Source organism: Ruegeria sp. O5 (assembly GCF_056535105.1).
Genome location: NZ_JBQERN010000028.1, coordinates 16,195 through 27,396, shown reverse-complemented (window position 1 = coordinate 27,396; position 11,202 = coordinate 16,195). Strand labels below are relative to the sequence as shown.

9 protein-coding genes are annotated in these 11,202 nt (G+C 59.7%); 2 read left to right on the top strand and 7 right to left on the bottom strand.

Annotated features, from left to right (window positions below):
• Positions 1–374: 374 nt before the first annotated feature.
• Positions 375–2,657, bottom strand: coding sequence for an adenosylcobalamin-dependent ribonucleoside-diphosphate reductase (locus ACR0M3_RS19215; RefSeq protein ID WP_480912258.1), 2,283 nt, complete (start codon positions 2,655–2,657; stop codon positions 375–377).
• A 114-nt stretch (positions 2,658–2,771) separates the two neighbouring features.
• On the opposite strand from ACR0M3_RS19215, the gene ACR0M3_RS19210 reads away from it, so the two are divergent.
• The gene (locus ACR0M3_RS19210) at positions 2,772–3,203 is read left to right on the top strand and encodes a DUF1489 family protein (RefSeq protein WP_480912257.1); all 432 of its coding nucleotides are present in this window, start codon (positions 2,772–2,774) and stop codon (positions 3,201–3,203) included.
• On the opposite strand, the gene hisG is transcribed toward ACR0M3_RS19210, so the two are convergent.
• The 3 genes from hisG to hisS are packed head-to-tail and all read right to left on the bottom strand — an operon-like array spanning position 3,204 to position 6,469.
• Positions 3,204–3,893 carry an ATP phosphoribosyltransferase gene (gene hisG, locus ACR0M3_RS19205; protein WP_480912255.1) on the bottom strand — a complete coding sequence of 230 codons (690 nt, stop codon included), beginning with the start codon at positions 3,891–3,893 and terminating at the stop codon, positions 3,204–3,206.
• Positions 3,890–4,978, bottom strand: coding sequence for an ATP phosphoribosyltransferase regulatory subunit (locus ACR0M3_RS19200; RefSeq protein WP_480831255.1), 1,089 nt, complete (start codon positions 4,976–4,978; stop codon positions 3,890–3,892). Before ACR0M3_RS19200 ends, hisG begins: the two co-directional genes overlap by 4 nt.
• Positions 4,979–4,981: 3 nt before the next feature.
• On the bottom strand, positions 4,982–6,469 hold the full coding sequence (hisS, locus tag ACR0M3_RS19195) for a histidine--tRNA ligase (RefSeq protein ID WP_480540032.1): 1,488 nt from the start codon (positions 6,467–6,469) through the stop codon (positions 4,982–4,984).
• A gap of 131 nt (positions 6,470–6,600) precedes the next feature.
• Here hisS and ACR0M3_RS19190 point away from each other — a divergent pair, with 131 nt between their 5' ends.
• Positions 6,601–6,795, top strand: coding sequence for a SlyX family protein (locus ACR0M3_RS19190; RefSeq protein WP_209504826.1), 195 nt, complete (start codon positions 6,601–6,603; stop codon positions 6,793–6,795).
• Between the two features lie 4 nt (positions 6,796–6,799).
• Here ACR0M3_RS19190 and ACR0M3_RS19185 read toward each other — a convergent pair whose 3' ends face one another.
• The 3 genes from ACR0M3_RS19185 to dnaE form a co-directional block, all read right to left on the bottom strand.
• A complete protein-coding gene (locus tag ACR0M3_RS19185) occupies positions 6,800–7,171 on the bottom strand; it encodes a hypothetical protein (protein WP_480540030.1) in 372 nt (123 codons plus the stop codon).
• A gap of 11 nt (positions 7,172–7,182) precedes the next feature.
• Positions 7,183–7,401, bottom strand: a complete 219-nt coding sequence (locus ACR0M3_RS19180) for a hypothetical protein (protein WP_209504828.1) — start codon at positions 7,399–7,401, stop codon at positions 7,183–7,185.
• Between the two features lie 85 nt (positions 7,402–7,486).
• Positions 7,487–10,987, bottom strand: a complete 3,501-nt coding sequence (dnaE, locus tag ACR0M3_RS19175) for a DNA polymerase III subunit alpha (RefSeq protein ID WP_480912252.1) — start codon at positions 10,985–10,987, stop codon at positions 7,487–7,489.
• Positions 10,988–11,202: the final 215 nt, after the last annotated feature.

The window sequence follows — 11,202 nt, the reverse complement described above, 5'->3', positions numbered from 1 at the left end:
CAGCAACCGTCATCTATTGGTTATGAATCCTGACCCTAGAAGGAAAATCTGATTTGCTGTCTTCACCATTGAGGCCGTCCAGCACGATCCTGACCTTCTGTTCCGCAGAGTAAAGTTTGCGCGTCGCGCGACGAATGTCTTTACGACTTTCTCGCCGTGGCTCTGCTTGGTTCCGGGTTTCTGTCTCATCTCCACTTCTTGGTGGCCACGATGTACCAGCAGCGCTATCGCCATTCATCAACTCCGCTAGACAGGAGAAAGGCCCCGGAAGAATTCCGTGGCCGTTTTCTCATATCTCCAGCCAAAATGACCTATTGAAACGTTTAGGTCATGTCGCGTGACACGCCACATATATTTCGTTCAGCGCTTCATACCTATCCGCATTTGGAATGACCGCAGCTGCGGCAGGTCATGCAGCCTTCGATCATGACCATGTCGTACTGACCGCAGGACGGGCAGGCTTTGCCACGTGGCGCGTCCAGGTTCACCACTTGCGCCTGGGGATCGGATTTCAACCCCATCCCTTCGCCTTCCAGAAAGCCGATGGCGACCATGTGCTGTTCGATCACGCCCCCGATCGCGGCCAGGATCGATGGGATATACTTGCCTTTGACCCACGCCCCGCCGCGCGGGTCGAAAACGGCTTTCAGCTCTTCGACCACAAAGGACACGTCTCCGCCCCGGCGGAACACGGCCGAAATCATCCGCGTCAGCGCCAGTGTCCAGGCGTAATGCTCCATGTTCTTGGAGTTGATGAACACTTCGAACGGGCGGCGGCGGCCCGAGATGATGATGTCGTTGATGGTCAGATAAATCGCGTGCTCGCTATCGGGCCATTTCAGCTTGTAAGTCGACCCCTCCAGCGATTGCGGGCGATCCAGCGGTTCGGACATGTAGATGACGTCGCCGCCTTCAATTTCATGAGGCGCACTCGCGCTTTCCCCCGGCACCTTGTCATCGCTTTCAGAAACGGTCAGAACCGAGCCGGTCACATCGTTGGGGCGATAGGTCGTGCACCCTTTGCAGCCCTGATCCCAGGCCTGCATGTAGACATCCTTGAAGGCGTCAAAGCTGATATCTTCCGGGCAGTTGATGGTCTTGGAGATCGAGCTGTCGATCCATTTCTGCGCTGCCGCCTGCATCTTGACGTGATCCGACGGCGTCAGGGTCTGGGCATTGACGAAATAGTCCGGCAGCGCTGCGTCGCCAAACTTGTCGCGCCACATCTGAACGGCGTAATCCACGACCTCTTCTTCGGTGCGCGAGCCGTCTTTTTGCAGAACCTTGCGGGTGTAGGCATAGGCAAAGACCGGTTCAATCCCCGACGACACGTTCCCGGCATAAAGCGAAATCGTACCCGTGGGCGCAATCGAGGTCAGCAGAGCGTTGCGGATACCATGTTCGCGGATCGCATCGCGGACGTCGTCATCCATTTGCTGCATCGTGCCGCTGGCCAGATATTTCTCGGCATCGAACAGGGGGAACGCGCCTTTCTCCTTAGCCAGATCGACCGAGGCCAGATATGCGGCGCGGGCGATTGCGTGCAACCAGCGTTCCGTCTGGCGCGCCGCCTCATCGGACCCATAGCGCAGGCCCAGCATCAGCAGCGCATCCGCAAGCCCCGTCACGCCCAGCCCGATGCGGCGCTTGTCCTGCGCTTCCGCCTCTTGCTCGGCCAGCGGGAATTTCGAGGCGTCCACGACGTTATCCATCATGCGCACGGCTGTCGCGACCAGTTCCTGCAACGCCGGTTCATCCAGATGCGCGGCATCCCCAAATGGTTCGGCAACCAGCCGCGCCAGATTGATCGAGCCCAGCAGGCAAGCCCCGTACGGCGGCAGAGGCTGTTCGCCACAGGGGTTCGTCGCGGCGATGGTTTCAACATAGCTCAGGTTGTTGGCCTGATTGATGCGGTCGATGAAGATCACGCCCGGTTCAGCATAATCATATGTGGCCTGCATGATCTTGTTCCACAGATCGCGCGCCTGAACGGTATGATAGATCTTGCCGTCGAACTGCAACTCCCACGGGCCGTCGGCCTTGACCGCCTCCATGAAGGGATCGGTCACCAGCACCGACATGTTGAACATGCGCAGGCGGGCCGGGTCGGATTTGGCGGTGATGAACTGTTCGATATCAGGGTGATCACAGCGCATGGTGGCCATCATCGCCCCCCGGCGCGAGCCCGCGGACATGATTGTGCGGCACATTGCGTCCCACACATCCATAAAGCTGAGCGGGCCAGAGGCATCTGCCGCCACACCTTTCACATCCGCGCCACGCGGGCGAATGGTCGAGAAATCATAGCCGATCCCGCCCCCCTGCTGCATGGTCAGCGCGGCCTCTTTCAGCATGTCAAAGATACCGCCCATGCTGTCGGGGATGGTGCCCATAACGAAGCAGTTGAACAGTGTCACCTGTCGCGCGGTACCTGCGCCAGCAGTGATGCGCCCGGCGGGCAGATATTTGAAATCTTCCAGTGCCTCGTAGAACCTGTCTTCCCAATGATCCGGGTCGTCCTCGACCCGCGCGAGGTCACGGGCGATGCGTCGCCAGCTGTCTTCAACCGTCTGATCGATGGGCGTGCCATCCGCCTGTTTGAAGCGGTATTTCATGTCCCAGATCTGCTCGGCGATGGGGGCGGCAAAGCGGCTCATTGGTGATTCCCTGTGCTGAAAGAGGTATCCAGACTAACACCCACTACACCTTGATGAAAGCCAATCCTGAGCTACAATGGATAGATAGCCAATGGACGACTCTGTGGGAAAGTTGTGGATAAGTACGTGAACCTCATCAAACTTTCGGTTGGTTCGGAAAGCGTGGACTCTCTGATCGCGTGGCAGGACAGCCGAATGCCGCTTTATGAGGACGGATATCCGCGCCACGTAACCCGCATGTGGCCCAAACGTGATGCCGAGATTCTGAATGGCGGATCAATCTATTGGGTCATCAAGGGTGTCGTACAGTGCCGTCAGCGTATTCTGCGCCTGGACGAGGTGACCGGCGAGGACGGTATCCGCCGCTGCGCCATCGTTCTCGACCCTAACGTACATCGGACCCAGAACGCCTTGAAACGCCCGTTTCAGGGGTGGCGATACCTGAAGCCCGAAGATACACCAGCCGACTTGCCGAAAGGGCGCGCGCAGGACGACGCCCTGCCCGACGACCTCAACCGCGCCCTAGCGGATATCGGTGTGCTGTAATTACCGCAGCCGATCCAGCAATTCCGTCAGAACCGCCTTATCCGCCGCGTCGACCTTTGCAACCCGGCTGCGCCACAATGTGGCCTGCGATTGCAGGATCAGACCGTCCGACAGGATCTTGAGGTGGTTTGCCCGCAGGGTTTCACCGGAGGAGGTGATATCAGCAATTGCCTCGGCTGTTTCGTTCATGACCGTACCTTCGGTCGCCCCCTGGCTGTCGACCAGAGTGTAGTCGGCCACGCCCGCGTCGGTCAGGAACTCCCGCACCAGTCGGTGATATTTGGTGGCGATCCGCAGCCGGTGGCCGTGAGTGTTGCGAAATGCTGCTGCCGCCGCATCGAGATCGTCCAGCGTGTCCACATCGACCCAGCAGGCGGGTGTGGCAATGATCAGATCGGCTTTGCCAAAGCCCAGCTGCGCAATCTCTTCGACCTGCTGTTCCCAGCGCGGAAGTTTTTCTTGCACCAGATCGATGCCGGTGACGCCCAGATGAATACGGCCCGACGCAAGTTCGCGCGGAATCTCACCCGCCGACAACAGAACCAGCGAGACGCCGTCAATCCCGTCAACCCTACCCGCATATTCCCTGTCCGAGCCGTTGCGGGACAGCATGATGCCATGTTTTTCGAACCATGAAACGGTCTTTTCCATCAACCGGCCCTTCGAGGGCACGCCCAGTTTCACACTCATTGCGCGGCCTCCTCGATTTCAAGCATCAGGTCCGGGCGGATCACGCCACCGATTGCGGGGATTTCGGCTCCATCGCCCAAGCGGCGCGTCAGCGCATCATAGCGCCCACCGGTGGCGACAGGCGGCAGGTCGGGACGGCCTTCGGCGTAGAACCCAAAGACAAACCCGTCATAATATTCCATTGATGTCCGGCCATAAGACGCTTCGAAATCCAGCCGTGCGACATCGACACCACGCGCCTGCAGGGCTGCGATCCGCGCCTCCAACCGGTCCAGAGCCGGGGTGATCTGCGGCAGATCCACTGCCACATCCCTCAGCTGTTCCAACGCGAAGGGCATGGTTTCACGCACATTCAGCAGCGTTTCCAACCCGGCCAGCTCATTGTCAGAGATCGGCGGCGCAGCGCGATCTTCGCGCAGGGCTTTGATCCGGTCGGCAATCTCGGGCGCGCGACGCTTGCCGATCATCGGAACATCAATCGCCATCGGGTCGTCCGCGTCCAAAAGCGCGTCACGGCCTTCGGGCCCCGGTTTACGCCCTGCAAACCGGTCCAGCAGCGCACGAAACCGGCGCGGCCGCCACAGGTGCCGCATCAGCGCGGCCTTGCGGCGGTCAGTGGTGCGAAGCCCTTCGACAGCCGCGGTCAGAATGCCAATATCCCCGGTAGCTGCGCGCAGGGGCAGCCCGCGCAACTGCAGCGCCATCAGCGAAAACACTTCGGCATCGGCACCAGCGGGATCATCGCGGTCAAAAACCTCGTACCCCACCTGAATATATTCGTTCGAACGGTCCGGGTCGTGTTCCTGGCGGCGGAACACCTCACCTGAATAGGTATAACGCGCGGGCTCGGCCCCGTCCCGCATGTGCATCTGAACAACAGGCAGGGTGAAATCCGGGCGCAGCATCTGCTCGCCCCGCAGCGCGTCCGAGGTGACGTAGGCACGGGCGCGGATATCCTCGCCATAGAGGTCCAGCAACATTTCAGCGGGTTGCAACAGAGGCGTATCCACCACCTGCGCGCCCGCAGCCTCGAACCGGACACGCATCATCGCGGCACGGGCCTGTATCTGGGAACGGTTGGGCATTGGTCAGTCCTGACTGTTCAGAATTTCACGCACTTTCGCGACCAGATCAGCGCGCGATACTTCGAACTGGCTGGGGCGTTCTTTCCATTCCTCCAGCGTGGCGCTTTCGGCGATCTTAGCCCCAAGGATCAGGTCCTTGATCTGCACGATGCCTTTTGCCTTTTCGTCCCCGCCTTCGATCACCGCAACCGGAGAGTTGCGCTTGTCCGCGTATTTCAACTGATTGCCAAAGTTCTTGGGATTGCCCAGATACACCTCGGCCCGGATGCCCGCATTGCGCAGCTCGGCCACCATCGCCTGATAATCGGCCATCCTGTCGCGATCCATGACGGTGACGACCACGGGGCCTTTGGCCTGGGCGCTGATCCGGCCCTTTTCGCGCAGCGCCGCCAGTAACCGATCGACGCCGATGGACACCCCGGTCGCGGGCACTTCCTGCCCGGTGAACCGCTTGACCAGATCGTCATAGCGCCCGCCGCCCGCAACCGAGCCGAATTGCCGCTTGCGGCCTTTCTCGTCGAAGATTTCGAACGTCAGTTCGGCCTCGTAGACCGGACCGGTGTAATAGCCCAGGCCACGGACGACGGAGGGGTCAATGACAATGCGGTCGGGGCCGTAGCCGCCAGCGGAGAGAAGTTCAGCGATCTGTTCCAGCTCAGCAATCCCATCCGCCCCAATCTTGCTGTCACCCACGGCAATGCGGAGGTTGGCCAATGTACCAGCGGTATCGACGGCCTTGGAAGTCAGGAAGGCGATAACCGGGTCTGCCTGATCATCGCTGAGACCAACGCCGTCGATAAACGCGCCCGACGCGTCCAGACGGCCCTTGGTCAGCAACTCGCGCACACCCTGCTCACCCACCTTGTCGAATTTGTCGATAGTGCGAAGGACGTTGTCTCGTGCGGCTTGATCATCGCCAAGACCCATCGCCTCCAGCACACCGTTCAAAACCTTCCGGTTATTCACCCGGATGATGTAGTCGCCGCGCGGGATGCCAACCTCTTCCAGCGTGTCGGCCAGCATTGCACAGATCTCGGCATCAGCAGCCATCGAGGCGGTTCCAACCGTATCTGCATCGCATTGATAGAACTGCCGATACCGCCCCGGCCCCGGCTTTTCGTTGCGCCAGACCGGACCCATCGCATAGCGGCGATAAGGCGTCGGCAGGTCGTTGCGGTGCTGGGCGTAAACCCGGGCCAGAGGCGCGGTCAGGTCATAGCGCAGGGCCATCCAGTCGCCATTTCCGCCCTCGTCAAACTCCTGCCACGCAAAGACGCCTTCGTTCGGGCGGTCCACGTCGGGCAGGAACTTGCCCAGCGCCTCGACGGTTTCGACCGCACTGCTCTCAAGCGCGTCAAACCCGTACCGATGATAGACGCCCGCAATCGTCCGCAGCATCTCGGTGCGCTGCGTGACTTCCTCGCCGAAATAGTCACGGAACCCTTTCGGCGTTTCGGCCTTGGGGCGGGGCTGTTTCTTGGGCTTGGCCATGTGGGGCGTCCTTGGGAGTGTACCTGTTCCGCGCGCGGTCTATCCCATGGCCCGCATCTGGGCAAGGCGCGCTTTCTCTGGCCAAGGCGTCACGGGGTCGCTATGTGCAGCCTGAAAGACAGGAGCATCCCATGCAGCAACTGGAAGAACAGATTGCCCATCTGACCCGCACGGTTGACGATCTGAACGCGGTTGTCACCCGGCAACAGGCCGAGATTGACCGGCTGACCCGCCGTGTCGAGATGCTGCTGCACCGTGAGGCCGAGCGCGCACAGGAAGGGTCAGGCGGCGTTGTCCTTGGTGACGAACGTCCGCCACATTACTGACGGCTTACAGCCCCAGCGTTGATTTCACCGCGTTATCGACGACGCCACCCAGCAGGGCGTTTTCATCCCCGGCGCAGCCGTCTTTCAGAGCCGCCACAAATGTTTCGCGCAGCGCGGCCTTTTCCTCGTCCGAACCGGCATGAGCTTCGAGGTCGATCTGACGGTTATAAAGTGACAACGCCGTCATCTTGCCGACCACGTCGACAATGTATTCTTCATTCCCGTCAGCCTCTTCGATGACCGACGCGCAGGTGTGATACATGTGCGGCAGCGCCGCTTGCACCATCTGTTCGGCTTCCTCGTCCGCAAGGGCAAAACCGGGCCCTGTAAGCAGCGCGGCGGTTGTGATCACTTTTATCGCGTTCAAACGCATCATCCCGCCCCCGCTTATTTCGAGTTCGCGCCAATCAGCGCCCCAACAATTGCCCCAGCGGCAGCGCCTTTGCCGTCGCCGATCAAGGCCCCGACCCCGGCCCCGATCACAGCACCTTTGATCGTGTTCTCTTTCTTCTTGTCGTCCGCAAGCGTGGCTGTCGCCGAAACCAAAGCCAGCGATGCCGCCGCCCCCAATGCAATCGTTCTGAAATTGAGACCTGCAATCGTCATATCAACGCCCTCCCGTGGCATGATCAGAAGACATATTTGCAAGGTCAGCCTAGCGGTGCGCTAACTGTCTGGCAACAAAGCGGTGTCAGATCTCTTCGACGGTCATCACGCCTTCCAGCGATTTGATCGCGCCCTTGATCTGGGGATTGATCGGGAACACACGCCCCAAGTCGATTTCGACGTCGCCGGGCAGGCCGGGGTCCAGCAACAGCAGTTGGATCGGGCCGCGGGCCGCACCCTTGGCGGCGGTTGCGGCTTCTTCAAGAACCGTTGCAATCGTTGGCACCGCCCGCGCTTCGTCTACAAAAATGCGCAGTCCCGTCGCCCCGGCTTCGGCCACTACAGAATCCGCTGGTCCAACCGAACGACCCAGCAGCTTGAGCTGATCGGACTCCATCGTCGCCTCGACGGTCAGAACCACCTGAGCGCCGGTTTCCAGAAACTCGCGGCATTTCTCCAGCGTGTCGGAAAACAGCGTGACCTCATAAGCGCCGGTCGGGTCCGAAAGCTGGGCAAAGGCGAACCGGTTGCCCTTGGCCGATTTCCGTTCCTGCCGCCCGGCAACCACTCCGGCCATCTTGGCAATCAGCGGGCCAGAACGGGCTTTCTCGGTCACCTCGTCCAGCGTCAGAACCTGTTTACGCTTCAAGGCCGGCATATAGTCATCCAGCGGATGACCAGAGAGGTAGAAGCCGATGGCCTTGAACTCTTCGCTCAGACGTTCAGCCGGCAGCCAGTCGGGGGTCGGCGACAGGCGTGGTTCGGGCAGGTCATCTCCGGCCTCGCCAAACAGCGACACTTGGTTCGAATTCTTCTGTTCATGGATCGCTGCCGAATACTGCACCAGCGCATCTAGGCTTTCAAACACGCGGCGGCGGTTTCGGTCCAGCTCATCAAAAGCCCCGGCGCGGGCCAGCATCTCAAGCGGGCGTTTGCCCACTTTCTTCAAATCCACGCGGCGGGCGAAATCGAACAGGTTGACAAATGGCTTGTCCGCGCGACCCGCAACGATCAGATTCATCGCCTCGACACCCACATTCTTGAGCGCGCCCAGCGCATAGACCAGATACCCGTTATCAACATCGAACGTGGCCTGAGAGCGGTTCACACAAGGTGGGATATACGGCAGTTCCAGCCCTTTTCGGACCTCTTCGAAATAGATCGCCAGCTTGTCGGTCAGATGAATATCGCAATTCATGACACCCGCCATGAATTCGACCGGATGGTTCGCCTTCAACCAGCCGGTTTGATAGCTGACCACCGCATAGGCGGCAGCGTGGGATTTGTTGAAGCCGTAATTGGCGAATTTTTCCAGCAGGTCGAAGACTTCGCTGGCTTTCTTGGCATCCACCCCGTTTTCTGCCGCGCCTTTTTCGAACTTGGGGCGTTCGGCATCCATCGCCTCTTTGATCTTTTTACCCATCGCGCGGCGCAGCAGGTCCGCGCCGCCCAGGCTGTACCCGGCCATAACCTGCGCGATCTGCATCACCTGTTCCTGATAGACGATAATGCCTTGAGTTTCCTCAAGAATGTGGTCGATCAGCGGATGAACGGATGTGATCTCGCGCAGCCCGTTCTTGACCTCGCAATAGGTCGGGATGTTTTCCATCGGGCCGGGGCGGTAGAGCGCCACAAGGGCCACGATATCCTCGATGCAGGTGGGTTTCATGCGCTTGAGCGCGTCCATCATGCCCGAGCTTTCCACCTGGAACACCGCGACCGTCTTGGCCGCTGAATAGAGCTTATAAGTCGCCTCGTCATCCAGCGGGATGGCGTTGATCTGGTTCTCGGCCCCCTCGGCAGGTTCGTAAAGCTCGGTGCCATCGGCGGCGATATGCAGTTTCCGTCCGGACTTGAAGATCAGGTCCATCGCGTTCTGGATCACGGTCAGGGTTTTCAGACCCAGAAAGTCGAACTTTACCAGCCCGGCCTGTTCCACCCATTTCATGTTGAATTGGGTCGCAGGCATGTCGGATCGCGGGTCCTGATAGATCGGCACCAGCGCGTCCAGTGGCCGGTCGCCAATCACAACCCCAGCCGCGTGGGTCGAGGCGTTGCGCAGCAGCCCTTCGACCTGCTGGCCGTATGTCAGCAGACGATCCACCACCTCTTCGTTGCGCGCTTCTTCCCGCAGGCGCGGCTCGTCCTTCAGGGCTTTTTCGATGGAAACCGGTTTGACGCCTTCCACAGGGATCATCTTGGACAGACGGTCCACCTGCCCGTAAGGCATTTGCAGCACCCGCCCGATATCGCGTACGGCGGCCTTGGACAGCAAGGCACCAAAAGTGATGATCTGCCCCACCTTGTCGCGCCCGTATTTCTGCTGCACGTAGCGGATCACCTCTTCGCGGCGATCCATGCAGAAGTCGATATCGAAGTCGGGCATCGAAACCCGTTCGGGATTTAGGAACCGTTCAAACAGCAGGCTGTAACGCAGCGGATCGAGGTCGGTAATTGTCAGCGCATAAGCCACCAGCGAGCCCGCACCCGATCCCCGCCCCGGTCCAACCGGAATATCGTGATCCTTGGCCCATTGGATAAAGTCGGCAACGATCAGGAAGTAACCAGGAAAGCCCATCCCTTCGATGATGCCAAGTTCGAAATCCAACCGCTCCTGATACTCCTCGGGCGTCACCGCATGGGGGATTACCGCCAAACGTTTCTGCAAGCCTTCATTGGCGATGCGGCGCAGTTCAGCGACCTCGTCATCGGCGAATTTCGGCAGGATGGGATCGCGGCGATAAGCCATAAAGGCGCAACGGCGCGCGATCTCGACCGTGTTCTCAATGGCCTCGGGCAGATCAGCGAACAGCGTCACCATTTCCTGCTGCGACTTGAAATAATGCTGTGCGGTCAGGCGGCGGCGACCTTCCTGCTGGTCGACATAAGCCCCTTCGGCGATACAGATCAGCGCATCATGGGCCTCGTACATATCCGAGGTCGGGAAATAGACGTCATTGGTGGCAACCAGCGGCAGGTTCTTGGCATAGGCCATCTCGATATGGCCGCGCTCGGTCTGGCGTTCGACCTCGGGTTGGCCGTCTTCACCTGGGTGACGCTGGAGTTCGATATACAGACGATCCGGGAAAATCGCGGCCAGCCGATCCACCAGCGCCTCGGCCGCCGGACGTTGCCCCTGTTGCAATAGGCGGCCCACCGGCCCGTCAGGCCCTCCGGACAGGCAGATCAGCCCGTCGGCGCGGTCCGCAAGCTCGTCCAGCGTGACCTGCGGCAACTGCCCGCCCTTGTCCACGTAAAGGCACGTGCTCAGCTTCATCAGGTTCTCGTACCCCGCCTCGGACTGTGCCAGCAGAACAAGCGGCGCGGGCGATTTTTGTTTTTCCCCCGGTTGCGACTGCACATAAGTCAGATCAACCTGACATCCCATGATCGGCTGGACACCGGCCTGACTGGCTGTCACCGAAAATTCCAGCGCTGAAAACATGGAATTCGTGTCAGTCACCGCAACGGCAGGCATCCCCATCTTCTCGCACAGGGCAGGCAGTTTTTTCAGCCGCACAGCCCCTTCCAGAAGGGAATATTCGGTGTGAACACGAAGGTGAATGAATCGGGGGGTACTGCTCATAAACGGCAGGCTACCCTAGCCGCGAGGCATGCAAAAGCCGGAACCTGCGCCGTTGTTTGGCAAAATAATCGTTTTCGATTATTCGGATTTTCCAGAAGGTGCTTCGGGAAGCGGTATCTTCACTGACAAAAAAACGCTTTAGTTTCAAGCAACTGATATTTAAACAGGGTGCGCAATTCCACGCCGATTGGCTGTAATGATGCATCATACAGGCA

Coding starts and splice junctions, on each gene's coding strand:
- ACR0M3_RS19215 (WP_480912258.1), bottom strand. CDS start 2,657: ATGAGCCGCTTTGCCGCCCCCATCGCCGAGCAGATCTGGGACATGAAA.
- hisG (WP_480912255.1), bottom strand. CDS start 3,893: ATGAGTGTGAAACTGGGCGTGCCCTCGAAGGGCCGGTTGATGGAAAAG.
- ACR0M3_RS19200 (WP_480831255.1), bottom strand. CDS start 4,978: ATGCCCAACCGTTCCCAGATACAGGCCCGTGCCGCGATGATGCGTGTC.
- hisS (WP_480540032.1), bottom strand. CDS start 6,469: ATGGCCAAGCCCAAGAAACAGCCCCGCCCCAAGGCCGAAACGCCGAAA.
- ACR0M3_RS19190 (WP_209504826.1), top strand. CDS start 6,601: ATGCAGCAACTGGAAGAACAGATTGCCCATCTGACCCGCACGGTTGAC.
- ACR0M3_RS19185 (WP_480540030.1), bottom strand. CDS start 7,171: ATGATGCGTTTGAACGCGATAAAAGTGATCACAACCGCCGCGCTGCTT.
- ACR0M3_RS19180 (WP_209504828.1), bottom strand. CDS start 7,401: ATGACGATTGCAGGTCTCAATTTCAGAACGATTGCATTGGGGGCGGCG.
- dnaE (WP_480912252.1), bottom strand. CDS start 10,987: ATGAGCAGTACCCCCCGATTCATTCACCTTCGTGTTCACACCGAATAT.